This is a genomic window from Geotalea toluenoxydans JCM 15764, from assembly GCF_001311985.1.
Classification (GTDB): Bacteria; Desulfobacterota; Desulfuromonadia; order Geobacterales; family Geobacteraceae; genus Geotalea; species Geotalea toluenoxydans.
This window is the reverse complement of the sequence record NZ_BBCJ01000001.1, coordinates 121,690-146,670: the sequence shown is the minus strand read 5'-3', so window position 1 is coordinate 146,670 and position 24,981 is coordinate 121,690. Positions and strand designations below refer to the sequence as shown.

The window sequence follows — 24,981 nt, the reverse complement described above, 5'->3', positions numbered from 1 at the left end:
CTATCGTCCCTCCTCGAAGAAGTTCCTCAACTTTGCTGTCTCCTGCTTTAGTGGGCCAATGAAACCGCCCACCTGGATTGCCACTACAACTCTCATTTCTTTGCCGATCAATGCACCTAACTTCTCTTTATCAAAAAGGGTGCAGTATTCAACCCCGTTTCTTTCAGCCTGGGTTTTTACCTTCTGTCCGATATCCGCGGAGATGTCCGAGGCGATGAAAAGAAAGCCGGGCAGGCGGTCTTTCATCCGCTCCAGAACATATCCGTTCCTGAAGAAACCTTGCCAGCCTTGTTAGCCAGTGAGACGTAGGAAGCTATCCGTTCCTCCATCCTGATCCTGAGCTGATTTACCAGCTGCAGCATCTGCCCCCTTGACCTCTCCCTTGAATGCGCGGCTGAATTGTTTTTTTTCAGCAGCACCCTTCACACAGGATACGGCCATGCAGGTGTAAGCACCTCGACCGGGAAGCTTGGCCAAAAGGTCGGGAACCAGCAGACGGTCCGGCGACAGAACAAAGCGAAGCAACTCTTGTTTGCCTCTGGTGGTCCTGCAAAAAATGCAGGTTCTTTCCGGGCCGTTTTCTACCATGGGCAGACTTCTGATTATCACTCCTCCGATTCTTCGGTAGGAGTAATCTCCTCAGGGGTTTCTTCTTCAACGGCCTCTTCTTCGGTGCATCGTAGGAGGCAAACTGCAGCAGTTCGGCTTCGGCTACGCGGGTCTCGCTCTTTATGTCGATCCTCCAGCCGGTAAGCTTTGCCGCCAGGCGCACATTCTGTCCCCGCTTGCCAATGGCAAGGGACAACTGGTCGTCGGCAACGACTATCTCCATGGCCCGATTGTCTTCATCCACGTAGACCTTGGAAACAACTGCCGGAGCCAGCGCATTACAGGCAAAACGTGCCACATCCTCGGACCAGGGAATTATATCGATCTTTTCTCCACGAAGTTCGGACACTACGTTCTGCACCCTGCTGCCGCGCATACCTACACAGGCGCCAACCGGATCCACATCCGAATCGTGGGAATAGACTGCTATCTTCGCCCGGCTGCCCGGCTCCCTGACAACATTCTTTACCTCGACGATCCCCTCTGCAATTTCCGGCACTTCAGCTCGAACAATTTGGCCAGCATCATGGGATGGGTACGGGAAAGAAGAATCTGCGGCCCTTTGGTGGTCATTCTGATCTCGGTAATGAGTGCCTTGACGCGATCCCCTTGACGATATACCTCCCGCGGAGCCTGCTCCTTATGCGAAAGCAGTGCCTCGGCGCGACCAAGATCCACCACCAGATCTCCCTTTTCAAAACGACGGACCACGCCATTGATAACCTCTCCCTGGCGCTCCTGAAATTCATTGAAGATAGTTTCCCGTTCCGCTTCACGCACCTTCTGAATAATGACCTGCTTGGCAGTCTGGGCAGCGATGCGGCTGAAACCGCTGGCATCCATCTTCATCCCGAGAGAGTCCCCTACTTCCACTTCAGGTCGATCTCCCGCGCCTCTTCAAGGTCGATCTCCTTATAGGAATCCTGCACCTCATCAACAACGGTCACAAACTCGAACAATTCAACTTCACCGATCTCGGGATTATAATGGGCCTCAAGGTCACGGGTGTTGCGGAATTTTTTGTTGGCAGCGGTCAGAACCGCCTGCTCAAGAGCCTCCAGCACCACATCTTTATCAATCCCCTTTTCTTTTACGATCTGATCGATAGTATGCTTGAGGTTGAAGTTCGTTTCCACGTTTCTATCTCCTTAATACCTGCTTGATATAGATTATTTCACTGAATCAGAATTCGAATTCCAGATTGGCTTTGGCAATTTTATCCAGGGGGATGGCGGCATTTTGTCCTTCCTTCAGGGCAATATGCACCTGTCCCTCCTTGAGGCCTTTCAGTTCGCCGAGAAAGGTTTTTCGCTTGTTACCTGCATCGTCGGCCAGGGCTTCAAAAGTTCTTATTTTTACCAGCCTCCCCGCGTATTTCTCGTAATCTGAATCCTTTTTCAGGGGGCGATCCAGACCGGGGGAAGAGACTTCGAAACGGTAATGTCCAGGAATAATATCTTCCACTTCGAGAATCTCGGACAATTCACGACTGACCGCTGTACAATCGTCCAGGGTAACACCGCCATCCTTGTCTACGAAAAGCCGCAGCACCAGTTCTCTTCCCTCGTGCTTATATTCAAGCTCAACAAGTTCCATGCCCAGAGAGGACAGTACCTGTTCTGCAAGTTCGGTTACCCGGGAGACCACATCGACTTTTGCCATAATTTTCCCATAAAAAAAAGTGAGCCGGAGGAGCTCACTTTCAGTGAACATTTACTTGTGATCTTCTCTTTATCATGCAGATGGCCAAAAGGCAAGCATTTATTTTAGAAAATTTTATCGTATAAATCCTTTTCCCAACGGTCTTCTGCTTGCATTGACGAAAAAGCGTTTCACGGTAGTATTTGATAGAAACTGCTGGTTTTCATTAGTCAAAAGATATAACATAGCGCGAGTATGAATTGCGGCACATGAATTAAAGGCAAACAAGTCCATTCGCCAATACGGAAGTACTGAGGAAATCGCATGAAATTACGTGTACTGGGTTGTGCCGGGGCTGAGTTCCCCCATTTTCACCCCTCGGCATTTCTGGTGGATGACAGCCTGTTGCTCGATGCAGGCACCATTGGCGCAGTGCTTTCAGAACATGAACAATGGGCGATTGCACAGATATTCATCACCCACGCTCATCTGGACCATATTCGTGGCATTCCCATGCTTGCCGACAACATCGTCATCAAGGAACTCAACAAGAGTCTGACCATTTACGGCATCAGGGAAACCATTGAATCACTGAGTACACACCTACTCAACGATGTGATCTGGCCCGATTTCAGCAAGATTCCGTCCACCCATCCGGTCATACGATACAATCCGATTGTTCCGGAGGTGGAACTGGAAGTCGGCGATTATAAGGTCATGGCCGTCGAAGTCAATCACACCGTACCTGCGGTGGGATACATTGTCCGCAAGGGTAACAAGTCCATCATATATACCGGTGATACCGGCCCCACTGACAGGCTCTGGGATTTCACAGACAACATTTCAGCTCTTATTGTCGAAGTATCCTTTCCCAATGAAATGGAAAAGCTGGCGCTTCTGACCAGACATCTTACGCCAGCCCTGCTTGCCACAGAACTTAAGAAGATGAAAAATCTGCCGCCACGCATCCTGATCACCCACCCGAAACCGCAGCACTACGACAAAATAGCATCCGAACTTGACGATCTGGGCGTGGAACAGATCGAGCTGCTGCGTGACGGCAATATTTATGAATTCTGACAGCGTGCCCAACCGATGATCACAGCCCTCGGTAAATGGATACTGAAACTGCTGCTGACCGGGATGGGACTTGTTGAAACCATCATCCAGGCCTTCAGGAACTTGTTCCTTTCCTTTAAACAGGGCAGACGTCCGATCATGGCTGTCCTGCGAAAACAGATTTATTTCACCGGCCTTGAATCGTTGAAAGTTATTGTCATCATCTCGGTAACGATTGGCATTGTCATCATCACCCAGATAATCAGCCTGGTCGGGGCGAACGAGACACTGACCGGACGCGTTCTGGTGTGGGTGGTTATCAGAGAGCTGGGCCCTGTGTTGACGGCCATCATTATCATTGCCAGAAGTGGCACTGCTATCGCCACAGAACTTGGCTACATGAAGATCAACAATGAGATTGAAAGCATCGAATCCCTGGGAATTCCTGCTGACCGTTACCTTATAATGCCCAGGATCATCGGTGTCACCACCTCTGTAGTAATACTGACGATCTATTTCGAGATTGCCGCCATATTGGGAGGTTTTGTTGTCGCTGCAATCGGCTGGCATGTCCCTTTCGACAAATTCGCCCAGAGCATATTCTCAATACTGACCCTCAAAGAGCTGGGGATGTCTTTCATCAAGAGCCTGTTTTTCGGCCTTTTTCTCTCTGCCGCCTGTTGCAGACATGGACTTGGCGTAGGGAAAAGTGCGACACAGATTCCCCAGGCGGCGACTAAGGGGGTCATGCAGAGTCTCTTTCTCGTATTCGTGCTCGATGGCATCATAACGCTGATCTCTCTTTTATAAGGTGCAAATACATCAACTATGGACAATGTGCCTGAGATAATAAAAGCTGAAAAGATCGCCTGGAGCGACCTGCTGCATGATGTCTCTTTTGCAGTAACAAAAGGATCCATGACCGTCATCATTACTGCCAAGGAAGAAGTTGACGCCTGGCTGGCAAGGCTGATCCTTGGTTTCATCGATCCGGACCGGGGAGAATTTTCCGTCTTCGGCAACACCCCGTCTTCCTTGACCGGAAACAAGCTGTATGAATTTCGAAAACGGATCGGCCTTGTCTATGCCAACGGTGGCCTCATCTCGAATCTGAAAATATGGGAAAACGTCACCCTGCCCCTTTCATACATGACCAGACTGAACGACGCGAGATTGAAAAGATTGGTAGTTCTGCTCTGAAAAGGGTGGGTTATCCGGGAGAGTTGATGCAACTGCCCGGTCACACGCCGTTCCATCATAAAAAAATGGCAGGTTTTGCCAGGGCCATGCTCATGGATCCGGAACTGATGGTCTATGAATCCCCACTTCTGGGGCTGAACCATGAGGAAAGACGTCTTTTTATAAACACAGCCATGGAATTCCATGGGGAAAAAGCCGGGAGAACCTCCCTTTTCATCTCATCCAGCCCTGATATCCTTACCATGATAAAGGCTGCCAGGGCCATCCACATAAACCAGGGACTGCTATCATGATAAAAGAAGAAGATGTCCGTTTCAAACATCTGGAAAAGAAGATCGGGCTGTTTGCAGCTATTGCCATAGTAGGCGCATTGGCAGTCGTACTGTTCATCGGGGCCGACAAGGACCTTCTCACCCCCAAGTACAAGCTGAAGTTTACTACTGAAAAGGGCACCGGCTTCGCCAAAGGAATGCCCGTGAAACTTTCAGGGTTCAGGATAGGGCGAATTAAAAGCATAAACCTCAATGAACAGGCCATGGTTGACATCGAGATAGAGGTTAACAAGAAATATCAAAAATGGATCAAGAGTGATTCCAGTGCAAGACTGGTAAAGGAAGGGCTGGTTGGTGACAGCATCATAGAGGTAACAGCAGGTTCCGCCAAGGCAATGGTCCTCAAGAACGGCGATACGATAAATTTTGAAAAGAGCAAAGGCCTGGAAGAAGTTGCCAATGATATAGCCGAAGAGGTCAAGCCGGTGTTGATTGAGGTCAAGGAAATCATCAGCTATATCAATGACCCCAATGGTGATATCAAGCAGTCGCTGGGCAACATAAAGCTGCTGACTCAGCAGTTGCAGGGTACCAGGGAAAAGGTGGACGACCTGCTCGTCTCCTCCAGGGACAATGTCAGCACCCTGACCAAAAGCGGAGTCGATGTTCTGAACAACACCAACGCCAAGGTTTCAGCCCTGTCCTACCCTGGAAAAGGTGGACAGGTCAGTGGCCAATCTGGAGAAAAGCCTTCCCCCATTACTGCAAAAGGTCGATGCAAGCATGGATCATCTGGAAAAGACCACACTGCAGTTGCAGAAAACATCGGAAAAAGCCATGCCGAGGGTTCCGAAGCTGATGAACAAGGCTGAAGACGTCATGGCGGGGCAGATACGGTGCTGAATGCCGTCAAGGATATGTGGCCATTTAAAAACCACGTCCCGGCTGCGGATCAACGTCAGTTCGTCCCAGGTGACAGCCATGATTAGCCCCAGAATATTCACCTTCTGTTACATCGTGCTTTCACTCTTGGCAATTATCGGTTCCGGTTGCAGTAAGGACCTGCCGCGCCTGTCGGGGCCTCAGCTGGAGGCTGTCAATCACAACCTGCGAGGGATCAAGGCCGAGGCCCGGGGAAACCACGAACTGGCCCTGGAAGAGTTTAGTGAATCACTGAGAATAAACGGGTCTGTCGATAATACGGAAGGCAAGTTAGTGGCACTGGTGAACATCTCAAGGGTCAATCGCCACACGGGAGATGCAGACTCGGCCCTGAAAGCAGTAAATCAGGCACTGGAACTGGTAACGCCTGAATCAGATATCTTTTCTGAAGTAGCCTTCGAAAAAAGTAGCGTCGAACTCCAGTTGAAGAACCTGGCCGGCGCACAGGAATGGGCAGCAAAGTCAATTGCGGCAGCAACTGGCAGCAAGACAACGGCGGCAACCAACCTGCTTGCCAGGATACTGTATCTGGGAAAACAGCATGATGCGGCAAAAGAGCAGGCTGATAAGGCGCTTATCTTAAGTAGAAATAACAGCCAGACAGAAGAAGAGGCGAATGCGCTGCGCCTTTTGGGCACTATTCATTCCAACGGTAAACGCACCGCTGAAGCTCTTGATGCTTTCGGCAAGGCTCTCCAACTGGACAAGACTCTCGGCAAAAGTCGAAAAATCGCCGCTGATCTGCGTGGTATTGCCGCTGTTCATGCTTATACGAATAGTAATGCAGAAGCCATCTCCTTCTACGGGCGTGCCCAGAGCGTAAGCATGAACGATGGAGATCGGCAAGCTGCGGCGGAAGACCTGCTCCTCATGGCCAGGCTCCATGACAAGATGGGCAACCAGAAGAAATGCCGGCAGCTCATGGAAGAGCGGGAATCACTGCTCAAGGAGACAGAAAAACAATAATTTCGGCCACAGGAATAAAAACGGCCTTGCAACCCTTCACTTTTCGCCTCTTACCTGCTAAGATGCCTGGATTCAATGGCAACACCATCAATTTCCACAGAGAGAACAAGACCATGAAATACATCAGCACCAGGGGAAATATCGCTCCGGTTGGCTTCAAAGACGCTGTAATGATGGGCCTTGCCACAGATGGCGGCCTGCTTCTACCCGAACGTTTTCCGGTCATAGACGCCGGAACCCTTTCTGCATGGCGTACTCTCCCCTACCGTGAACTGGCATTTCAGGTAATCTCCCGCTTTGTGGACGATATTCCCGCCACCGACCTGAAAAACCTCATCGATAAATCATATGACAGCTTCGCCCACGAAGAAATCACCCCGGTCATAGCCAAAAACGGCGTCCATATCCTGGAGCTTTTCCATGGACCTACCCTGGCCTTCAAGGATGTGGCCCTTCAGCTTCTCGGCAACCTTTTCGAATATCTGCTGAAAGAAAGCGGCAGAAAAATGAACATCGTCGGTGCCACATCCGGCGATACGGGAAGTGCTGCCATCTATGGCGTCAGGGGCAAGGAAAACATCAATATCTTCATCCTCCATCCATACGGCAAGACTTCACCCATTCAGGCGCGGCAAATGACCACCGTTCTTGACGCAAACGTCTTCAACATCGCGGTCAATGGCACCTTCGATGACTGCCAGAATATAGTCAAGGACCTGTTCAACGACCTTCCCTTCAAGGAACAGTATGCCCTGGGCGCCGTTAACTCCATTAACTGGGCACGGGTCCTGGCCCAGGTCGTCTACTATTTCTACGCATGGTTCCGGGTAACCGATGCCCAGGAAAGCCCAGTGGTTTTTTCCGTTCCCACCGGCAATTTCGGCGATATCTTTGCCGGATATGTGGCAAAACGTATGGGACTTCCCATAGCAAAACTGCTGCTGGCAACCAATGAGAACAACATTCTTACCCGTTTCATCAATGATGGCGACTACTCCAAAGGATCGGTAGTCCAGACGGTCTCTCCATCCATGGACATTCAGGTGGCATCCAACTTCGAGCGCTACCTCTACTACCTGTTCGATGAAAGCCCTGCCCGGGTCCGCGAATGTTTCAGTCAGTTTGCCGCAACGGGCAGGATGACCTTTACGGCCGAAGAATTGGAGAGGGTGCGCAAAGACTTTGCTTCCCGCTCTGTCAACGAAGAGGAAACCCTTGAAACCATTGCCGCATTTCACCGGGAAACTTCCTATATCCTGGATCCCCATACCGCGGTCGGGTCAAGGCCGCTCAGGATTGTGCGGCAGGCAGCACAGTAGTATGTCTGGCTACGGCCCACCCGGCCAAATTTGCCGAAGCAGTAGAAAAGGCCACCGGCAATCCCCCTCCCCTGCCGGACTCACTGGAAGGGATAGAACAGCTGCCGACCCGTTGCGAGATTATGCCTGCGGACCGGGCAACAATACAGAACTACGTGGCTGAAAAGGCTCTTTAAATAGGTAATGACAAGAGAACCCCGTCTTTCAGGCGGGGTTTTTCATTTACTTAAGGTAACCAGACAATCCATGGAACTGAACTGGAAAGACATAGACACGATCCTGCTGGATATGGACGGGACCCTCCTGGACCGCCATTTCGACGATCATTTCTGGCTGGAACATGTGCCGAGACGTTATGCCGACAAGCACGGCATTGCGCTGAAAGATGCCAAGGCCATGCTAATCAGCCGTTTCCGCTCCCAGGAAAACACCCTCAACTGGACAGACCTAGATTACTGGACCGAACAGCTAGGTCTGGATATACCACTGCTGAAGGAAGAGGTGGATCATCTTATCGCCGTCCACCCCTTTGTCGTCGAGTTCCTGCTTTATCTCAGACAGCAGCGCAAGGCCGTTTACCTGGTGACCAATGCCCACAGCAAAACTTTGACCCTGAAGATGAGAAAAACCCGCATCGGCTCCTACTTTGACGGCATCATTTCCGCCCACGATCTTGGCCTGCCCAAGGAAGATGTGGCTTTCTGGCCTGCGTTGGCCTCCCGCATCAGCTACGATCCCGAAAGGACGCTACTTGGTGAAGACAGCGAGACAAACTTGTCCACAGCGGCCCAGTACGGCATCAAATATCTGATCTACGTAAGCCGTTTCAGTTCCGCCCTCACACCGAGACCCTCTGCCAACTTCTCATCCATTCACTATTTCAGCCAGCTGATCCCCAAGGAAGGCTCTACGGGGGTGGATCTTGCCGAGGTAAAAATGTTGCCGCCTGATTCTATTTGAACGGAATCACCTCCAGCTTGCCGAAATCTCCCCTCTCTAATTTCAAGGCTCGGCGTTCGAACTCGATCTCGTTGGGGTCATGACGATCGATCCGCCGGTTTTCCAAAACTTGCTGGACAATAAAAGCGACACCCAAAAAAGATGCCAGCCTGTATCTGCGCGCCATCAGGAAGCCCAGACCACTCCCCAGCAACATGAGCGCTGTGGAAGTCATCGCCATGTCCAGGCCTCGCTCCATGTTTAAATGTCTTAGTTTTCCTTTGATATTAGGCAGTTGATCCCGGTTGAAATTGAGTGGCTTGTCGCTGTTCGGCTCTATATCTGCCCTTTTCCGTTTGTTTGCACGAAAACGATTGAAAAAACCCGCGTTAAGTAGCATTGTCAACCTCCTTTGAGGTATCGCCTTTTGGTCACATGTTGTTATTATTATCTTAACAGCCATCTTTCCATCCTCAAGGCTGGCATTCTTTGCCTTCTTCAAGCACAAAAAAAACCGCCCGTCGGCAGGTGGCCGAACAAGCGGTTAGGTGCAATCCAAATGGAAGATGACCTATTCCAGGTTATCCTCTATTCTGATGACGTTGCTCTTTTCTTTGATAACGTCAAAGTTGTCGATCACTGAAAGCGCCTTGCGTATATCCATTTCCCGGGCTTCATGGGTCATGATGACGATAGGTACGGTGCAATTGGTGCTCCGCGCCGTCTGCATCATGGATTCGATGCTGATGTTATTGTCACCCAGCGCCCCCGAAATCTTGGCCAGGACCCCCGGTCTGTCAAATGCATTGAAGCGGATGTAATACTTGCTGGTGATCTCTCCCATGGGCTTTATGGTAAGGTTCTTCACCTTGTCGTCACCAAAACCCAGAGGAGCGGAGCGTCTGGAGATTCCTGCCACAAGGTTTCGGGCGATATCCACCACATCGCCGATTACTGCGCTGGCAGTGGGTTCCATCCCGGCACCGCGCCCGTAGAACATAACCGGGCCCACGAAGTCACCTGACAACCTGATGCCATTGAAGACGCCGTTCACATCCGCCAAGGGATAATTTACCGGAATCATTGTCGGATGGACCCTGGCCTCGATGCGCTCACCATCACGCTTGCCGATGGCCAGCAGCTTGATCTTATAGCCGAAGTCCCTGGCAAAATTGATATCGACCGCTGCAATGGAGCTTATTCCCTCAGTGGAGACCTCTTTCAGATCAACTGGTGCCGAAACAAAGGGAAAGGAGAAGGCACAGCTTATGGGGCGGTATCGATCCCTTCCACATCAAAGGTAGGATCAGCCTCCGCATAGCCCAGCTGCTGGGCGTTTTTCAGTACTTCGGCGAAGTCGGCCCCTTCCTGTGTCATTCTAGTGAGGATGTAATTGCAAGTGCCGTTGAGAATACCGAGCACGGTGCTGAAATTGTTGCCGGCCAGGTTTCCCCTGATGGAAGAAAGGACTGGTATTCCGCCTCCTACTGCAGCCTCGAAAAGGACCTCTACCCCTTTCTCTTCGGCAGCGGCGTATATCTCCTCGCCGTGTACTGCAAGAAGAGCCTTGTTAGCGGTGACGATATGCTTGCCGTTGGCAATGGCCTTGAGGACAAAACTGCGGGCAGGTTCGTAACCGCCGATCAATTCTATGACTATGGATATTTCTGGATCACACAGGACCTCGTCCACATTGGTAGTGAGAACTCCAGGCTCCACCTCCACGCCACGATCGGTAGTGATGTCCAGATCGGCGATCTTTTTCAGGAAGAGTCTTGTTCCGAGTTTTTCCTCCAGAAGGCTGCCATTTTTATCCAGCAATTTGACGACACCGGCACCAATGGTGCCGAAGCCGATCAGACCAATCTTGATCTCGTTCATATTCCCTCGCTAACAGATAACATGTCTTGCCACTGGGCGTCATTCCTTGTCGGGCAACGATGACGCTATTTCATCAAGTATGCCGTTGATAAAGGCTGGTGAGTCTTCGGCGCCGATTTTTTCGCCACTTCAATCGCTTCGTTGATGGTAACGTTCTTCGGTATATCCGGCCGGTAAAAAAGCTCGAATACGGCAAGCCGCAGGATATTCAAGTCCACTTTCGCCATTCTGGCTATGGACCAGTTCTTGGATTTCTCTTCGATTTTGCGGTCGATCGCCTCGCTGTTGGAGAGTACCCCATTGACCAGTTCTGTGGCAAAGGTAAAGGATCGCCCATGGACATCCAGTGAGGGCTCCGAGCCATCGGCAAAATTATCCATGATCTTCTTCAAAGCAAAAGTTCCGCCGAGGGATTCCGCATCGGATGAATACAGTGCCTGCAGGGCAAGTTCTCGCCCTTCTCTTCTGCTGCTCACTACTTTATCCCCTTGAACAGATTGGCCGTTTCAATTGCCGTCATGGCCGAATCGAAGCCCTTGTTGCCGGCCTTGGTACCTGCCCTTTCCACGGCCTGCTCAATTGTGTCGGTGGTAAGAACGCCGAAGGCGACCGGAACGCCGCTGTCCAGTGAGACATGGGCAACACCCTTGGAAACCTCGGCAGCCACATAATCAAAGTGTGGCGTTGCTCCACGGATGACGGCGCCGAGGCAAATGATGGCATCGTATTTACCAGTTGCAGCCATTTTCTTGGTGGCCAGGGGAATTTCAAAGGCACCGGGGACCCGGGCAACCTCTATGTTTTTGTCGTCAGCCCCATGGCGGATCAGGGCGTCCAGCGCACCTTCCAGAAGCCGCTCACCGATGAAGCTGTTGAAACGTCCGACAATGATGCCGAAGCGAAGGCCCTTAGCATCCAATTTTCCTTCTATAAATTTAGGCATGACTCCCTCCATTTTAATCTCAGATGTTTTCCAGCAGGTGCCCCATTTTTTCCCTTTTGGTCTTCAGATACTTCTTGTTGCTCATGGAAGGGGCAATCTCTATGGGTACCCGCTCAACAATGTTGATACCGTATCCTTCTAGGCCGACTATTTTCTTGGGATTGTTGGTCATCAGCCTGATATTTTTAATCCCGAGGTTGACGAGAATCTGGGCGCCAATGCCGTAATCGCGCAGGTCGGCCTTGAAGCCAAGAGCAAGATTGGCTTCAACGGTGTCCTTTCCCTGATCCTGGAGTGCATAGGCTTTGAGCTTGTTGATCAGGCCGATGCCACGCCCTTCCTGGCGCATGTAAAGGACAACCCCTTTCCCTTCAGCTTCGACCATTTCCATGGCACGATGCAGCTGTTCGGCACAATCGCAACGGATGCTGGCGAAGACATCTCCGGTAAGGCATTCGGAGTGGACACGGACCAACACCGGCTCGTCACCGCGAATCTCCCCTTTGACCAAGGCAAGATGTTCCAGTTTGTCGATGTCATTTTCGAAGGCAATGGCGCTGAATTCACCAAGTTGGCTGGGAAGCCTTACCTCGGCAGCCCTGCGCACCAGCGATTCGTGTTTCAGCCGGTATGCAACCAGGTCGGCAATGGTGCAAACTTTGATGCCGTGCTCCTTGGCGAATTTTTTCAGTTCGGGCATGCGGGACATGGTTCCGTCATCATTCATTATCTCGCAGATGACCCCTGCATGTTTAAGCCCGGCCAGCCTGGCCAAGTCAACAGAGCCTCAGTCTGCCCTGCCCTGACAAGAACGCCGCCAGCCTTTGCCCTCAAGGGGAAAACATGGCCCGGTCTGGCCAGGTCATCGGCCGATGCATCATCAGCAACCGCCGTTAGTATGGTATGGGCACGATCAGCGGCGGAAATCCCGGTAGTGACCCCCTTCTTCGCCTCTATGGAGACAGTGAAGCTGTGCCGAATGAGGAGGTATTGGTGGAAACCATGGGCGGTAGATTTAGCTGATCGCATTTGTCCCCGGTCAGGTCAGGCAAATCAAGCCACGGCCGTATTTGGCCATGAAGTTGATAGCTTCAGGCGTGACCTTTTCAGCCGCCATGGTCAAGTCACCTTCATTTTCCCGGTCTTCATCGTCAACCAGAATAACCATCTTTCCCTGCCTGATATCCTCGATGGCATCCTCTATCTTTGCTACGGTCATAACCAAACCTTCCTTCTTTCAAAGTAATAAAACGATATTATATCGGACAGCATAACCTTATGTCACATAAAGCCGCTTTTTGCAAGCAGTTCCAATGTGATGCCAGTGCTCTCCCCCCTGTCGCGATGCCCCAACAGCCGTTCCACATATTTAGCCAGTATGTCCGTTTCTATATTGACGACATCGCCGGCCTTTTTCCCAGCAAGAGTGGTCTTTGCAAGGGTATGGGGAATGATATTCACTGAAAAACCGTCATCATCGACGGTATTTACGGTCAGACTTACGCCATCGATGGCAATGGAGCCTTTTGCCGCCACATATCTGAGATATTCTGCCGGCATGCGGAAGAAAAAGACTGTGTTGCCCGAAACAGTGCGTCGATCACGGACCACGGCCAGACAATCCACGTGGCCTGAAACCAGGTGGCCGTCAAGCCGTCCCGAAACGGCAAGAGCACGTTCCAGGTTTACCGGCGTCCCTTTTTTCAGTTCCTTTAGAGAGGTTCTGTTAACTGTTTCCGGCGAAACATCAAAGGAAAAGGTGCCGGCTCCTTTGCCGACGACCGTAAGACAAGCTCCATTTACAGCGATAGAATCGCCTATGGCGATCCGGTCAGACGGAAATGCGGCGGAAACGGTCAAGATACCCGCACTACTTTTCATCTCCATCCCTGCAACCGTACCGATCTCTTCAATCAACCCTGTAAACATATCTTCTCCGGATACCCCTGCACCAGGATATCGACACCGATTTTCGTCACGGTCACTCCTTGAAGCTTGAGCGCATCAGCCATTTTACCTGCCCCATTGCCGGCAAAGGGCCCGAGCCCATCGCCGGCAACCAGTTTAGGGGCATAAAAGAACATGCACTTATCAATGATGCCCTTGCGGAGTGCCTCGCCGGCCAGTTCAGCCCCTCCCTCCAAAAGGACGGACTGCACCCCTCGCTTTCCCAGCTCCGCCATCAAGCAACACAGGTCGACCCGATCGCCATCTTCGCCGCAAGAAAGCACTTCGGCGCCCAAACCTGCCAAGCGGGAGACCTGTACCTCATCTGAAGAGATAGTGGCAACGACAGTCTTTGTAGTGGAATCGCAATGCAAAACCTGAGCGTCCGGAGGAATTCTCAGCTTTGAATCGACAACAACCCGAAGGGGATTTCTGCCACCTGGGATCCTGGAAGTCAGAAGAGGATCATCTTTGATTATGGTTCCCACACCCACCATGATAACATCAAGTTCTGATCGAAGTTTATGGACATATCGTCTTGACTTTTCAGATGTTACCCATTTTGAGTCCATCCCGGCAGTGGCAATCTTCCCATCCATGGTCATGGCGGTTTTCAAAATGACAAAGGGAAGTCCGGTAGTCACATGCTTGATGAAGGGTTCGTTAAGGGCCCGGCATTTTTCTTCCAGCAGCGGCGCCTCCACCTGAATACCGGCAGCACGCAGCTTGGAAATTCCCTTGCCGCAAACCCTCGGGTTCGGATCGACCATGCCCACATAAACGCGGACAACCTTGGCGGCAATAAGGCGTCGGCGCACGGCGGGGTCTTGCCGAAGTGGGAGCAGGTTCAAGCGTGACAAAGACATCGGCACCTTCTGCCAGAGCCCCTGCCTGCCTCAAGGCATGAATTTCGGCATGGGGTGTACCGGCCTTCCTATGCCACCCCTCACCTACTATTGCGCCATCCTTGACGATTACACAGCCCACAGCCGGATTGGGTGCGGTTTTTCCCACACCTTTCCGTGCCAGGGCCACGGCACGTTTCATCATGTTTTCGGCAAAGTCCGTCACTTCTTCAACAGTTCCTGCAATTCGGACATGAATTCGGTTATGTCCTTGAAGGAGCGATAGACCGAGGCAAAACGCACATAGGCAACCTGATCGATTGCATGAAGTTCCGTCATCACCCATTCCCCCAAGGACTTGCTGGGAATTTCCTTCTCCCCGCTCTCCTGCATCTGTACTTCTAGGCGGTCGATGAGCCGCTCGATTGTTTCCACCGAGACCGGTCTCTTCTCGCATGCCTTCATGACGCCGGCCACCAGCTTCATCCTGTCGAATGGCTCGCGGCGGCCATCCTTCTTGATCACCAGCGGAAGTATCTCTTCTACCGTTCATGGGTCGTGAACCTTTTGCCGCACGATTCGCATTCCCGCCTTCTGCGAATCGTCGAACCTTCCTTGTCGGGACGGGAATCAACCACCTTGCTGTCGGCAAAGGCACAAAATGGACACTTCATCGTTCCTCCTGTGCAGAATCCCTTTTCTGAAAGCTGTCCACGATAATCCCCGACTCCCGGATCATTTCTTCGGCCAGCTGGTCAGGGTATCCCATCTCGAAGACAATCCGCTTGATCCCGGCATTGATAATCATCTTGGAGCATATGATACACGGCATGGTCGTGCAGTACAAAGTTGACCCTTCGATACCGGTGCCGTGCTTTGCCGCCTGTATTATGGCATTCTGCTCAGCATGCAGACCACGGCAAAGCTCGTGGCGTTCTCCGGACGGAATGCCAAGCTTCTCCCGCAGACACCCCACATCCAAGCAGTGGGAAACACCTGACGGAGCTCCATTATAGCCGGTTGCCAGAATGTTCTTGTCTTTGACGATGATGGCCCCAACCTGACGGCGCAGACAAGTCGATCTTTTGGCAACCAGGTGGGTAATCCCCATAAAATATTCATCCAGCTGGGACGGCTCATAAATAGCTCCGTTGAGGTTGATAAGATAACTGATATGAAGTGAGAGGTCAAGGACAGGCGGTCTGCATATGAAAAAGAAAAGCGCCGATAATGACGCTTTTCCGAGGAAAGCCAATTGCAGAAACGTTATCAGCGCAACAGCCTTAGCAGATAGATGAAGGTCCCTCCCACGGAAAGACCCGATAGAAGGCCAGCAGCCTGATTCACCATTAAAGAGAAGTTGACTCGACCCGGATAGTCTATGTTGTGATAGGCACCGATGCTTTGCATGAACAGGTGCCAGTCGTTATCCCAGCAGAATACCTGCAGGTAAAGCTCCGATCCTTTCCAGAGGAAAATGCAGACAAAGACGATGCCGAAGGCAATAAAGCCGTTGGCTATGACGGAGTCCCGAACCTGCAGATATATCTTTCTGATCATGTCGATATTTATGAGAGAGAGAAAGACCCAGTTGGCATTTTCGATCATGCGGATGTTACGCAGAATGTTGTAGGTGGGTTCCGGGTTTATAAAGACGAATGCGGCCGAAAGCAGGATGACGGCCAGGCAGGTCAAGTATACCATGGCCTTGCTCCCTCCAACCTCCAGCGTCCGGCTGAAAACATAGTATTCCTGAAAGCCATGGGTCATGACCATTATGGAGACGGTGCCGATTATATAATGAATGGCAGCCAGCCGCGGATAATCACTCCAAGGGGCAAGCATGTACGCCTGGCTGATGAAGATCAGGAAAAACCCAAGGGAAATGCTGGTCCAGATGCGGGCGTTGCCGATACTGAAGTAAAAACTGATGATGCCTGCCAGAAACCAGAAAACGGTCTGGATCAGTGAAATGGTACTGACATTAGAAAATAAATCCATTGCTGCTCCTCCTGCAAAACGTCACATTAAATGGAAAGGCGGCTGATTTCCTTCCGCAAAAGATCGGTCATCTCCTTCAACTTGGTAAGACTGGTAAGCAGCTTCGATGATTTCTCCACCCCTGCCAGGAATTTTGCCACCTGATCCGCATCAAGCAGGCCCTTTCTGCCGCCGCAGTCCGCAAGCTCCTTATCGATCAGAGTCCGCCCCATTTTGCCCAGGTAGGCTGCGGCGACTTCTTTCAGATCTTCCTCCAGTTCCAGCAGTTTCGCATCCTGTTGCCTGTTGTCCCGCTCCCGGGCGTCCTTGTTTTGTTGCTGCAGCTGGGCCTCATGGCGGATTTTGGTCGATTCCCATATTTTATCGATATTGACCATTTCGAGTAGGTCAAGGAGCATCAACTCGTCAGCGCTTTTTGTGGAAAGAATGTCTACCTTTGCACCCGGTAGCCCGGCAATCTTCTGTGATTCGGTGGCAGAGGTCTCTATATCATTGGATCCATCATGGAAAAAGCCCAGGGGGGACCCCTCCTTGTAAAAAATGAGTGCCGACCTGTCCTCGGTGTAAATTCTCAGGCAGCCGTTGAGCTGTTGCGCCTCATCTTTTCAAGGAGTCCCTTCACATCGATCAGTTTCAGTTCCTGCCCTTTGTATAGAACTTCGCCATGCAACAGTGCGTGCAGTCCCATAACCAGATCACGTGAGAGCCTGTAGACGGAAAGGCTGCCGCCTCCAGCGAAAATATGACTGCACAATGCGGCTAAAGCCTCAAAGCCCGACAACCTGGTATTGCCCTGCTCACACATGGTGCTGATAAGTTTTCCCCCCTCAAAGAAAAGAATCACGTTTGAAGATGGAAAAACAAAGTTGAGATATCCAGTGAAACCGCCGTTTTTCAGCTTGTCCAGTATTTCCGGCAGCTTGACTTTGGCTGCAGCAACGTTTTCATACAATGGATTTCCCTTTGGCAAGAGAAACATCCGAGGCTCCTTCTTCGGCAGGAATATCCGGGAAATAAAATGCTGATACTATATGTCAAAATGGGTGGAAATAAAAGTATCAATTGGCAGGATTAACGTTGAAGCTCTCATAAATCTTGTCAAAGAGATGCTCGATCTTGAAAAATACCCCGAGAAGCACATTGCGGAAAATGGACAGGGTGGCCTGATGGGTGAGAGGGGTTCTTACAAGAGAAAAAAAAAGCCCGATGACAATATCGGGCTTTTTTCAGCTGATACAAACTGGATTATTTTGCGGCAATAGCCTTGTCATAGCCCATCTGGAAAGCTTTCTTGTTCAGGTCCACAAATGCCTCGGGAACACGGGCAAGAACTGCCTTCTCTGCACTTTCCTTGGTGACGACACCGGTCAGTGCCACCATCGCGCCAAGCGCTACGATGTTGGCAACGATTTCGCGTCCGACATCATTCTTAGCGGTATTGATAATGGGAAATGAAACAACCTTGAAGTTGCCCTTGGGCTGCCTTGTCACCAGGTCGGAGTCAATAAGCAGTATGCCCCCTTCTTTAAGGTCATGGGAATACTTGTCGCAGGCTTCCTGTGTCAGTGCCAGAAGCGCATCAACAACAGTGGCCTTGGGATAGTCGATAAGGGAGTCCGAAACGATAACCTCGGATTTGGATGCACCACCGCGAGCCTCGGGGCCATAGCTCTGGGACTGAACGGCCTGCTTTCCATCATATATCGAGGCGGCTTCAGCATGATAACTCCGGCAAGGATCAAACCCTGTCCGCCTGCCCCGGAGAATCTGATTTCATATCTTTGTGACATCTGACTTTCTCCTTTAGGATTTAATTACTTGCCGCCTTTGGCGCGGTCGATAACCTTTGCATACTCGGTGGTGTATTCCGGCTTTTCTTCCTTGTAAAGCACGCCGGTGAGAATCTTGCCCTGGAGCTGCTCAGGGGTCATTTTTTCGGCAGCTTTAACGGGAACAGCAATATCCTTCAATCTGTTCATCATTTCGATAACGGACTTGAATTTGTTACGACGGCCGTAGGTAGTAGGACAGTCGTCAAGGATTTCGACGACGGAGAAGCCTTTATGCTGAACTGCTTCAGCAATGAGCTTGTCGATCTGGGTCGCATGATAGGCAGTGCCACGGGCAACAAAAGTAGCACCTGCGCCGATAGCAAGCTTGGCTATGTCGAATGCAGGGTCAGGGTTTCCATAAGGAGTTGTGGAAGCCTTGGCGCCGGTCGGCGTACAGGGAGAGAATTGACCACCGGTCATGCCGTAGATGTTGTTGTTCATGATGATGTAGGTCATGTCGATGTTTCTACGGCAGGCATGGATGAAGTGGTTGCCGCCGATTGCAGTACCGTCGCCGTCACCGCCGACTACTATGACGTTCATCTCCGGCTTGGCCATTTTTACGCCGGTAGCGAAAGCTGCAGCACGCCCATGGGCAGTGTGCAACGTACAGAAATCCAAATAACCGGGAAGCCGGGAAGCGCAACCGATACCTGAAACGATTGCAGTGTTGTTCTTTTCAAGGCCAAGGGTATCTATGGCCCGGATCAGCTTTCATAATTATGCCGTGGCCGCAGCCTGGACACCAGATATGCGGCAGTTTGCCGGGACGGATATATTTATCATAATCAAAAGCCATTTTTACTTAACCTCCTTGATCTTATCGAGGATCTGACCAGGGTTGATCGGCTCTCCATCTACGCGGAAAATGCCGTGAACCGGTGCCTTGCCTTCGGCACAACGCTGTACCTCAATTGTGCACATGCCAAGGTTCATCTCGGTGTTATGATTGCTTTTACCTTTGAAGCAAGTGCCTTAATCTGCTTGTCAGGGAATGGCCAGAAGGTCTTGATTCTGAACAAGCCCACCTTGATGCCAGCCTTGCGAGCTTCGTTAACTGCAAAACGTGCGGAACGGGAAGTGGAGCCGAAAGCGACAATGGCAACTTCGGCATCGTCAAGCATGTATTCTTCGAAGGTGACGATATCATCGATGTTTGCATCCACTTTACGTACCTGACGCTCTTCTTCGGCCTGAACAAGAGCAGCCTTGGTGGTGGGGAAGCCGTCTTCTGCTTTATTGAGGCCGGTCACATGGAAGCGATAGCCGGAGCCGAATGCAGCCAAGGGAGGAACATCGCCGAATTTGGTATCGTATGGTTTATATTGATCAGGGGAAACGGAAGGAGCGGTGCGGTCGATAACTTTGAGTTCGCCCGGCTCGGGGAAAACAATTCTCTCCCTCATATGGGCAACGATTTCATCAGGCATGACCATAACGGGAGTACGGTATTTTTCTGCAAGGTTAAAGGCACGGACAGTTTCTTCGAATATTTCCTGAACCGACGCAGGAACAAGGCAGATGGCCGGATGGTCGCCGTGGGTTCCCCACTTGGCAGACATGACGTCTGACTGGCTTGGGCCTGTCGGCATACCCGTTGAAGGGCCGCCACGCATAACGTTAAAAATGACAACAGGTGTCTCAGCAATGCAGGCATAGCCGATCAGCTCCTGCTTAAGCGACAGTCCAGGGCCGGAAGTAGCGGTAAGAGCCTTGGAGCCGGCGAGTGAACCACCGATGACAGCAGCCATCGCCCCGATTTCATCTTCCATCTGTATGAATTTGCCACCTATTTTAGGCAACTCTGCCGACATCACTTCCGCAACCTCGGTTGACGGAGTAATCGGGTAACCGGCGAAAAATTTGCAGCCGGCATACAATGCACCTTGGGCACCAGCTTCGTTACCCTGCATAAAAGCAACTTTCTTTGCCACTTTCTCTACCTCCTGATTAATTATTAAGCGCTGACCTTAATTGCGAAATCCGGACACCTCAGTTCGCACTGCATGCATTTGATGCAGGCTTCAAGATTTTTAACCGACGCCACAAAGCCCTTCATTTCGAGAACTTTGGTCGGGCAGAACTCGACACAGATGTGACATCCCTTGCAGTACTTCTCGATGATCTCAATTGTCGGAAGCTTCTTATCCATCTACGTACACTCCTTTGCTGGAATATGCCTTTTCAGGCAAAACTGTGCTTGTATAGCACATACTGTATACAAAAAGCAAGAAAGAGTTGTTTACTGACCCTCTTCAGTCATGTAACAACGTTTTAGGGTCTTTTCGGGACGCTAAAAAAGGAAAAGAAGGGCAGCTGTTGTTGCCCTTCTTTTCCAGCTTACATCCTTTAAAACTAATTATTTCATGCTGTCGACGAGTTCTTTGACTGCTGCAACCGAATTGTCGAACATTGCCTGCTCTTCCGCATCCAGAGAGAATTCGACAATTTTCTCGATGCCATTGGCGCCGAGAACGCAAGGTACGCCAACATAGTATCCCTTAACACCGAACTCACCATTCAGCAGTGCGCATACCGGGAGAAGACGCTTCTGGTCACGGAGGATGGCTTCAGCCATGGCAATGGCGCTGGAAGCAGGTGAGTAGAAAGCGCTACCAGTCTTGAGCAGACCGACAACTTCGCCGCCTGCACCCTGGGTACGCTTGACCAGAGCAGCCATAACTTCCTTGGCCTTGGCTTTGTCGCCGTTGTACTTGCGCTCAATCAATTCCATGACCGGAACACCATTGACGTTGGCGTAGCGGATGATGGGGACCATTGTATCTCCATGGCCACCAAGAACCATTGCGTTGACGTCTTTTACAGATACGCCTAGTTCCCAGGCGATGAAAGCAGCAAAGCGGGCGGAGTCGAGAACTCCGGCCATACCCATGACACGGCTGGAGGGGAACTCGGTAATTTTCTGGCAGAGGGTGACCATGGCGTCAAGGGGATTGGAGATGACGATGACGAAGGAGTTGGGTGCATACTGCTTGATGCCTTCGGAAACGGACTGCATGATTTTAGCATTGGTGGCAATGAGGTCATCACGGCTCATGCCTGGTTTACGGGGAAGACCGGCAGTGACGATGACGATGTCTGCGCCTTTGATGTCTGCATAATCGTTTGCACCAGTAAGAGTTGCATCAAAGTTATCGACAGGTGATGCCTCAGCGATATCGAGGGTCTTGCCTTGTGGCAGGCCTTCGACGATATCGAAAAGAACCACGTCGCCCAGTTCACGCAGGCTGAAAGCTGAGCCAGCACGCCACCAATCTGCCCACCACCGATTAATGCAATTTTCTTTCTTGCCATGATTTCCTCCTTGAGTAGTTTTAGGGTTTATTACTGCACCTTATGCTATAGAGTCTACTATTGCATTCAAAGTTGCACTGGGACGCATTGCCTTTTCCGTTTTTACCGGGTCAGGCATATAGTAGCCACCGATATCCTGGGGTTTCCCCTGGGCGCCGATCAGCTCCTCGTTGATCTTCGCCTCGTTGTCCTTAAGCTGCTGCGCAACCTTGGCAAAACGTGCCGCAAGGTCCTTGTCCTTAGTCTGCGCGGCCAACGCCTCAGCCCAATACATGGCGAGGTAGAAGTGGCTCCCCCTGTTGTCTATCTGACCAACCTTACGTGCCGGGTTCTTGTTGTTTTCGAGGAACTTGGTGTTTGCCTGATCAAGGGTGTCAGCAAGCAGTTGAGCTTTTTCATTTTTAAAGGTTGCAGCCAGATGCTCCAGAGAAACGCCTAGAGCAAGGAATTCACCCAGTGAATCCCAGCGCAGGTACCCCTCCTGAACAAACTGCTGAACATGCTTGGGTGCCGAGCCGCCTGCACCGGTCTCGAAAAGCCCGCCACCTGCCAAAAGCGGCACGATGGAAAGCATCTTTGCACTGGTGCCGAGTTCCAGGATCGGGAAGAGGTCGGTCAGGTAGTCCCTCAGAGCGTTGCCGGTTACCGTGATGGTATCTTTACCTTCTTTTGCTCTCTGACAAGCGAAAAGCATTGCATCGACGGGCCCCATAATGCGAATATCAAGGCCATTGGTATCATTATTTTTCAGATACTTGTTCACCTTTTCGATCATCTGGCGTCGTGCGCTCTGTTCTTGTCCAACCAGAAGACTGCAGGAGCACCGGTAGCCCGTGCCCTTCTCACCGCAAGCTTTACCCAGTCCTGAATTGGCAGGTCTTTGGCCTGACATCCGCGCCAGATATCGCCCTCCTCCACGTCATGCTGCATAAGCACAGCACCTGACTCGTCAACTACGCGCACCGTTCCGGTGGCCGAGACTTTGAATGTCTTGTCGTGGGAGCCGTACTCCTCTGCTTTCTGCGCCATGAGGCCGACGTTGGAGACGCTGCCCATGGTAGTCGGATCGAATTGGCCGTTTTTCTTGCAGAAATCAATGCAGACCTGATACCACTCCGAATAAGACGTATCGGGGATCACACATTTTACATCGTGCAGTTTCCCGTCGGGCCCCACATGCCGCCGGAATCACGGATAACAACCGGCATGGAAGCATCTATAATGATGTCGTTGCTGGCATGCAGGTTAGTAATCCCTTTGTCAGAATCAACCATCGCCAGTGGTGGTCTCTTAGCGTAAACAGCCTTGATGTCGGCTTCGATCGCGGCACGCTTAGCGTCCGGTAGTTTCTGGAGTTTCAGGTAAAGGTCGCCCAGTCCCAGGTCCGGATTGACTCCGAGATCCTTGAAGGTAGCGGCATGCTTTTCAAAAACGTCCTTAAAGTAGACGGAGACGAAGTGACCGAACATGATGGGATCGGAGATCTTCATCATCGTAGCTTTGAGGTGAACAGAGAACAGAATACCCTTCGCCTTGGCGTCTTCGATCTGCTCCTCAATGAACTTGCGCAGGGCACGCACGCTCATGAACGTGCCGTCAAATACCTCTCCCGCCTGAAGGGAGAGCTTCTCTTTCAGAACAGTGACCTTGCCGGCCTTATCGACGAGCTCTATCTTTACGTTACCGGCCTTCTCCATGGTAATGGACTTTTCATTGTGGAAGAAATCGCAGCAGTCCATGTTCGATACATGCGTCTTTGACTCGGGGGTCCATGCTCCCATTTTGTGCGGGTGCTTCTTTGCATATTCCTTCACCGCGCGTGCCGATCTTCTGTCGGAGTTACCCTCTCTCAAAACAGGGTTTACAGCACTTCCAAGACATTTAGCGTAACGTGCATGCAACTCTTTTTCGGCATCGTTTTTCGGCTCCTCAGGATAATCCGGGAGCTTGTATCCCTTATCCTGCAATTCCTTGATAGCGGCTTTTAACTGGGGGATAGAAGCACTAACATTCGGCAGCTTAATAATATTCGCTTCAGGCTTCTGGGTGAGCTCGCCCAGTTCAGCCAGATAATCCGGCATTCTCTGGCTCTCGGTCAGATAATCAGGAAAGTTTGCGATAATTCGGCCGGCAACGGAAATATCCCTGGTTTCAACTACAACACCAGCTGCCTTGGTGAAAGCATTTACGATCGGCAGTAAAGAGTATGTTGCCAGTGCGGGGGCTTCATCAATTTTCGACCAGATAATCTTTGCTGTTTCTGTTGTCATATTCTCTCCTTAGTTTTTATGCCATCGCCGGAGCTATAATGGAAAATAATGCAGTTCATGCTTTGACGCCGTAATTGAAAATTTGAGCCGGAAGCATACATCGCGCGAAGCTATCACCCACCAGGTTAAATTAGACAAATATCATTATAGTTGCGAGAAATTGTATACAGTATACAAAAGCGATTTCAGTGTCAAGGAAAAATATAGACGAAAACGGTGTAATTTACGACTTTTAAGACACCAGTATCTTTAAAGAATCATCGGTGGCTACAGGGGAAATAAACTAATGAAGAGGCCGATCCTGAGCATATTTCTTTGCTTCTGCAATATCCTCTCGACTTGGGTTTCGAGGGATACGCAACACCTGCCCAGGCCATAGATGCTTAGGATTACTGATCTGATCACGGTTTGCACGGTAGAGAAGAGGCCAAAGATTCCGATCATTGTAAACCTCGGGCTGTGAAGCTATAAACGGTAGACTCTCCCCTCTTTTGACAGTGTGATATGCGGGGGATTGCCTTTCTCTGGCCTGTTTGGCTCTTTCGGCTTTTTCCGCAAGCCTGCGTGTCTCTGCTGCTCGGGCGGCTTTTTCTTCGACTGTTTTTTGCTCCGCCTGCTTCCGAATCTCTTCTTCCATGGCTCGCTTGCGATCAGCTTCAAGACGCTCTGCCTGTTCCTTGCGCAGTTTCTCCTCAGCAAGCCTTCGTTTTTCCAGCAGGAGGTTTTTTTCGAGGAGATTAGCCTTTGACCAGGCAAGGAGAAACAGCTTGTCGGCCGCCTCGATCTCCTCTTTCCTCACCAGGGCATCGCCTCTCAATACCAGATCCTCGATACTCTTGTATTCAGCGGGAAGAATCTTCTGCCCGTCATGAATCCTGACCCTTTCCAAGAGGCTGAGGGCGTCCTGCTCCATACCGGAGCCGGGGCTGAACACCCGGCGAACAGGCAGATGAGCATAAGAGTCTGCAGATACTTTATTAGATGAAAACGATACATCATT

At 51.0% G+C, this 24,981-nt stretch carries 23 protein-coding genes and 12 pseudogenes; 10 read left to right on the top strand and 25 right to left on the bottom strand.

Annotation, left to right across the window (positions count from 1 at the left end):
* The 4 genes and pseudogenes from JCM15764_RS20990 to rimP all read right to left on the bottom strand — a co-directional run bounded on the left by JCM15764_RS20990 (position 1) and on the right by rimP (position 2,271).
* On the bottom strand, positions 1–246 hold the full coding sequence (locus tag JCM15764_RS20990; protein ID WP_243688074.1) for a L7Ae/L30e/S12e/Gadd45 family ribosomal protein: 246 nt from the start codon (positions 244–246) through the stop codon (positions 1–3).
* Positions 247–429: 183 nt separating this feature from the next.
* A pseudogene (locus JCM15764_RS20985) lies at positions 430–588 on the bottom strand (YlxR family protein); the annotation flags it as partial.
* Between the two features lie 17 nt (positions 589–605).
* Positions 606–1,745 (bottom strand): annotated as a pseudogene (gene nusA, locus JCM15764_RS00720) (transcription termination factor NusA).
* A 46-nt stretch (positions 1,746–1,791) separates the two neighbouring features.
* On the bottom strand, positions 1,792–2,271 hold the full coding sequence (rimP, locus tag JCM15764_RS00715; RefSeq protein ID WP_054691737.1) for a ribosome maturation factor RimP: 480 nt from the start codon (positions 2,269–2,271) through the stop codon (positions 1,792–1,794).
* Positions 2,272–2,574: 303 nt separating this feature from the next.
* Between rimP and JCM15764_RS00710 the strand changes: the two genes are divergently transcribed.
* From JCM15764_RS00710 to yrfG, 9 genes are all read left to right on the top strand, one after another.
* Positions 2,575–3,330, top strand: coding sequence for a 3',5'-cyclic-nucleotide phosphodiesterase (locus tag JCM15764_RS00710; protein ID WP_054691641.1), 756 nt, complete (start codon positions 2,575–2,577; stop codon positions 3,328–3,330).
* Positions 3,331–3,345: 15 nt separating this feature from the next.
* A complete protein-coding gene (locus JCM15764_RS00705; protein WP_054691640.1) occupies positions 3,346–4,119 on the top strand; it encodes an ABC transporter permease in 774 nt (257 codons plus the stop codon).
* A gap of 18 nt (positions 4,120–4,137) precedes the next feature.
* Positions 4,138–4,509 (top strand): ATP-binding cassette domain-containing protein, encoded by a 372-nt coding sequence (locus tag JCM15764_RS00700; protein WP_054691639.1) that lies wholly within the window; start codon positions 4,138–4,140, stop codon positions 4,507–4,509.
* A gap of 26 nt (positions 4,510–4,535) precedes the next feature.
* Complete coding sequence (locus JCM15764_RS00695; RefSeq protein ID WP_054691638.1) at positions 4,536–4,802, top strand: P-loop NTPase family protein; 267 nt, start codon at positions 4,536–4,538, stop codon at positions 4,800–4,802.
* On the top strand, positions 4,799–5,653 hold the full coding sequence (locus tag JCM15764_RS00690; RefSeq protein ID WP_243688073.1) for an MlaD family protein: 855 nt from the start codon (positions 4,799–4,801) through the stop codon (positions 5,651–5,653). The genes JCM15764_RS00695 and JCM15764_RS00690 overlap by 4 nt, the downstream gene beginning before the upstream one ends.
* 109 nt (positions 5,654–5,762) lie before the next feature.
* Positions 5,763–6,689, top strand: a complete 927-nt coding sequence (locus JCM15764_RS00685; RefSeq protein WP_054691637.1) for a tetratricopeptide repeat protein — start codon at positions 5,763–5,765, stop codon at positions 6,687–6,689.
* Positions 6,690–6,802: 113 nt separating this feature from the next.
* A complete protein-coding gene (gene thrC / locus JCM15764_RS00680; protein ID WP_279384174.1) occupies positions 6,803–8,008 on the top strand; it encodes a threonine synthase in 1,206 nt (401 codons plus the stop codon).
* A complete protein-coding gene (locus JCM15764_RS29115) occupies positions 7,921–8,184 on the top strand; it encodes a hypothetical protein (protein ID WP_439645241.1) in 264 nt (87 codons plus the stop codon). Before thrC ends, JCM15764_RS29115 begins: the two co-directional genes overlap by 88 nt.
* Before the next feature lie 70 nt (positions 8,185–8,254).
* On the top strand, positions 8,255–8,968 hold the full coding sequence (yrfG, locus tag JCM15764_RS00675) for a GMP/IMP nucleotidase (protein ID WP_054691636.1): 714 nt from the start codon (positions 8,255–8,257) through the stop codon (positions 8,966–8,968).
* On the opposite strand, the gene JCM15764_RS00670 is transcribed toward yrfG, so the two are convergent.
* The 13 genes and pseudogenes from JCM15764_RS00670 to JCM15764_RS20965 form a co-directional block, all read right to left on the bottom strand.
* Positions 8,961–9,347 (bottom strand): hypothetical protein, encoded by a 387-nt coding sequence (locus JCM15764_RS00670; RefSeq protein WP_054691634.1) that lies wholly within the window; start codon positions 9,345–9,347, stop codon positions 8,961–8,963. The two genes, yrfG and JCM15764_RS00670, sit on opposite strands and share 8 nt — an antisense overlap.
* A 171-nt stretch (positions 9,348–9,518) precedes the next feature.
* Positions 9,519–10,828, bottom strand: a pseudogene (locus JCM15764_RS00665) (homoserine dehydrogenase).
* 39 nt (positions 10,829–10,867) lie between these two features.
* A pseudogene (gene nusB, locus JCM15764_RS00660) lies at positions 10,868–11,304 on the bottom strand (transcription antitermination factor NusB).
* A complete protein-coding gene (gene ribH / locus JCM15764_RS00655; protein ID WP_012647756.1) occupies positions 11,304–11,771 on the bottom strand; it encodes a 6,7-dimethyl-8-ribityllumazine synthase in 468 nt (155 codons plus the stop codon). Before ribH ends, nusB begins: the two are co-directional and overlap by 1 nt.
* A 19-nt stretch (positions 11,772–11,790) precedes the next feature.
* Positions 11,791–12,990, bottom strand: a pseudogene (locus tag JCM15764_RS25765) (bifunctional 3,4-dihydroxy-2-butanone-4-phosphate synthase/GTP cyclohydrolase II).
* 62 nt (positions 12,991–13,052) lie between these two features.
* A complete protein-coding gene (locus JCM15764_RS00645; protein WP_054691632.1) occupies positions 13,053–13,700 on the bottom strand; it encodes a riboflavin synthase in 648 nt (215 codons plus the stop codon).
* Positions 13,685–14,584, bottom strand: coding sequence for a bifunctional diaminohydroxyphosphoribosylaminopyrimidine deaminase/5-amino-6-(5-phosphoribosylamino)uracil reductase RibD (ribD, locus tag JCM15764_RS00640; RefSeq protein ID WP_439645240.1), 900 nt, complete (start codon positions 14,582–14,584; stop codon positions 13,685–13,687). The genes JCM15764_RS00645 and ribD overlap by 16 nt, the downstream gene beginning before the upstream one ends.
* A 28-nt stretch (positions 14,585–14,612) precedes the next feature.
* A pseudogene (locus tag JCM15764_RS29110) lies at positions 14,613–14,765 on the bottom strand (bifunctional diaminohydroxyphosphoribosylaminopyrimidine deaminase/5-amino-6-(5-phosphoribosylamino)uracil reductase RibD); the annotation flags it as partial.
* 20 nt (positions 14,766–14,785) lie between these two features.
* Positions 14,786–15,237: pseudogene (gene nrdR / locus JCM15764_RS00635) on the bottom strand (transcriptional regulator NrdR).
* A pseudogene (locus JCM15764_RS00630) lies at positions 15,234–15,703 on the bottom strand (deoxycytidylate deaminase). Before JCM15764_RS00630 ends, nrdR begins: the two co-directional pseudogenes overlap by 4 nt.
* Positions 15,704–15,832: 129 nt before the next feature.
* On the bottom strand, positions 15,833–16,564 hold the full coding sequence (locus tag JCM15764_RS00625; RefSeq protein ID WP_054691631.1) for a hypothetical protein: 732 nt from the start codon (positions 16,562–16,564) through the stop codon (positions 15,833–15,835).
* A gap of 26 nt (positions 16,565–16,590) precedes the next feature.
* Positions 16,591–16,962 carry a hypothetical protein gene (locus tag JCM15764_RS20970; RefSeq protein ID WP_243688072.1) on the bottom strand — a complete coding sequence of 124 codons (372 nt, stop codon included), beginning with the start codon at positions 16,960–16,962 and terminating at the stop codon, positions 16,591–16,593.
* A gap of 173 nt (positions 16,963–17,135) precedes the next feature.
* Positions 17,136–17,543: a DUF2226 domain-containing protein gene (locus JCM15764_RS20965; RefSeq protein ID WP_243688071.1), complete on the bottom strand. Its 408-nt coding sequence runs from the start codon at positions 17,541–17,543 to the stop codon at positions 17,136–17,138.
* Between the two features lie 52 nt (positions 17,544–17,595).
* On the opposite strand from JCM15764_RS20965, the gene JCM15764_RS00615 reads away from it, so the two are divergent.
* The gene (locus JCM15764_RS00615; protein ID WP_054691629.1) at positions 17,596–17,826 is read left to right on the top strand and encodes a hypothetical protein; all 231 of its coding nucleotides are present in this window, start codon (positions 17,596–17,598) and stop codon (positions 17,824–17,826) included.
* Here the strand turns inward: JCM15764_RS00615 and JCM15764_RS00610 are convergent.
* The 8 genes and pseudogenes from JCM15764_RS00610 to JCM15764_RS00580 all read right to left on the bottom strand — a co-directional run bounded on the left by JCM15764_RS00610 (position 17,810) and on the right by JCM15764_RS00580 (position 24,870).
* Positions 17,810–18,354, bottom strand: a pseudogene (locus JCM15764_RS00610) (2-oxoacid:acceptor oxidoreductase family protein). The gene JCM15764_RS00615 and the pseudogene JCM15764_RS00610 overlap by 17 nt on opposite strands.
* Before the next feature lie 24 nt (positions 18,355–18,378).
* Positions 18,379–19,195: pseudogene (locus JCM15764_RS00605) on the bottom strand (2-oxoacid:ferredoxin oxidoreductase subunit beta).
* A 2-nt stretch (positions 19,196–19,197) separates the two neighbouring features.
* Positions 19,198–19,320, bottom strand: a complete 123-nt coding sequence (locus JCM15764_RS29105) for a hypothetical protein (RefSeq protein ID WP_279384172.1) — start codon at positions 19,318–19,320, stop codon at positions 19,198–19,200.
* Between the two features lie 8 nt (positions 19,321–19,328).
* Positions 19,329–20,330 (bottom strand): 2-oxoacid:acceptor oxidoreductase subunit alpha, encoded by a 1,002-nt coding sequence (locus JCM15764_RS00600; protein ID WP_243688070.1) that lies wholly within the window; start codon positions 20,328–20,330, stop codon positions 19,329–19,331.
* A 23-nt stretch (positions 20,331–20,353) separates the two neighbouring features.
* A complete protein-coding gene (locus tag JCM15764_RS00595) occupies positions 20,354–20,548 on the bottom strand; it encodes a 4Fe-4S binding protein (protein ID WP_054691627.1) in 195 nt (64 codons plus the stop codon).
* A 207-nt stretch (positions 20,549–20,755) separates the two neighbouring features.
* A pseudogene (gene mdh / locus JCM15764_RS00590) lies at positions 20,756–21,711 on the bottom strand (malate dehydrogenase).
* A 40-nt stretch (positions 21,712–21,751) separates the two neighbouring features.
* Positions 21,752–23,981: pseudogene (locus JCM15764_RS00585) on the bottom strand (NADP-dependent isocitrate dehydrogenase).
* A gap of 283 nt (positions 23,982–24,264) precedes the next feature.
* Positions 24,265–24,870 (bottom strand): LysM peptidoglycan-binding domain-containing protein, encoded by a 606-nt coding sequence (locus tag JCM15764_RS00580; RefSeq protein WP_243688069.1) that lies wholly within the window; start codon positions 24,868–24,870, stop codon positions 24,265–24,267.
* Between the last annotated feature and the right edge of the window lie 111 nt (positions 24,871–24,981).

Excerpts from the sequence above, each read along its gene's own strand:
- JCM15764_RS00625 (WP_054691631.1), bottom strand. The coding sequence starts at position 16,564 with ATGGATTTATTTTCTAATGTCAGTACCATTTCACTGATCCAGACCGTT.
- JCM15764_RS00710 (WP_054691641.1), top strand. The coding sequence starts at position 2,575 with ATGAAATTACGTGTACTGGGTTGTGCCGGGGCTGAGTTCCCCCATTTT.
- JCM15764_RS29105 (WP_279384172.1), bottom strand. The coding sequence starts at position 19,320 with ATGTGCACAATTGAGGTACAGCGTTGTGCCGAAGGCAAGGCACCGGTT.
- JCM15764_RS00615 (WP_054691629.1), top strand. The coding sequence starts at position 17,596 with ATGTCAAAATGGGTGGAAATAAAAGTATCAATTGGCAGGATTAACGTT.
- JCM15764_RS00705 (WP_054691640.1), top strand. The coding sequence starts at position 3,346 with ATGATCACAGCCCTCGGTAAATGGATACTGAAACTGCTGCTGACCGGG.
- JCM15764_RS00670 (WP_054691634.1), bottom strand. The coding sequence starts at position 9,347 with ATGCTACTTAACGCGGGTTTTTTCAATCGTTTTCGTGCAAACAAACGG.
- JCM15764_RS00685 (WP_054691637.1), top strand. The coding sequence starts at position 5,763 with ATGATTAGCCCCAGAATATTCACCTTCTGTTACATCGTGCTTTCACTC.
- JCM15764_RS20965 (WP_243688071.1), bottom strand. The coding sequence starts at position 17,543 with ATGTTTCTCTTGCCAAAGGGAAATCCATTGTATGAAAACGTTGCTGCA.
- ribD (WP_439645240.1), bottom strand. The coding sequence starts at position 14,584 with ATGTCTTTGTCACGCTTGAACCTGCTCCCACTTCGGCAAGACCCCGCC.
- yrfG (WP_054691636.1), top strand. The coding sequence starts at position 8,255 with ATGGAACTGAACTGGAAAGACATAGACACGATCCTGCTGGATATGGAC.
- rimP (WP_054691737.1), bottom strand. The coding sequence starts at position 2,271 with ATGGCAAAAGTCGATGTGGTCTCCCGGGTAACCGAACTTGCAGAACAG.
- ribH (WP_012647756.1), bottom strand. The coding sequence starts at position 11,771 with ATGCCTAAATTTATAGAAGGAAAATTGGATGCTAAGGGCCTTCGCTTC.
- JCM15764_RS20990 (WP_243688074.1), bottom strand. The coding sequence starts at position 246 with ATGAAAGACCGCCTGCCCGGCTTTCTTTTCATCGCCTCGGACATCTCC.
- JCM15764_RS00690 (WP_243688073.1), top strand. The coding sequence starts at position 4,799 with ATGATAAAAGAAGAAGATGTCCGTTTCAAACATCTGGAAAAGAAGATC.
- JCM15764_RS20970 (WP_243688072.1), bottom strand. The coding sequence starts at position 16,962 with ATGCTCCTTGACCTACTCGAAATGGTCAATATCGATAAAATATGGGAA.
- JCM15764_RS00695 (WP_054691638.1), top strand. The coding sequence starts at position 4,536 with ATGCAACTGCCCGGTCACACGCCGTTCCATCATAAAAAAATGGCAGGT.
- JCM15764_RS00595 (WP_054691627.1), bottom strand. The coding sequence starts at position 20,548 with ATGGATAAGAAGCTTCCGACAATTGAGATCATCGAGAAGTACTGCAAG.
- JCM15764_RS00700 (WP_054691639.1), top strand. The coding sequence starts at position 4,138 with ATGGACAATGTGCCTGAGATAATAAAAGCTGAAAAGATCGCCTGGAGC.
- thrC (WP_279384174.1), top strand. The coding sequence starts at position 6,803 with ATGAAATACATCAGCACCAGGGGAAATATCGCTCCGGTTGGCTTCAAA.
- JCM15764_RS00645 (WP_054691632.1), bottom strand. The coding sequence starts at position 13,700 with ATGTTTACAGGGTTGATTGAAGAGATCGGTACGGTTGCAGGGATGGAG.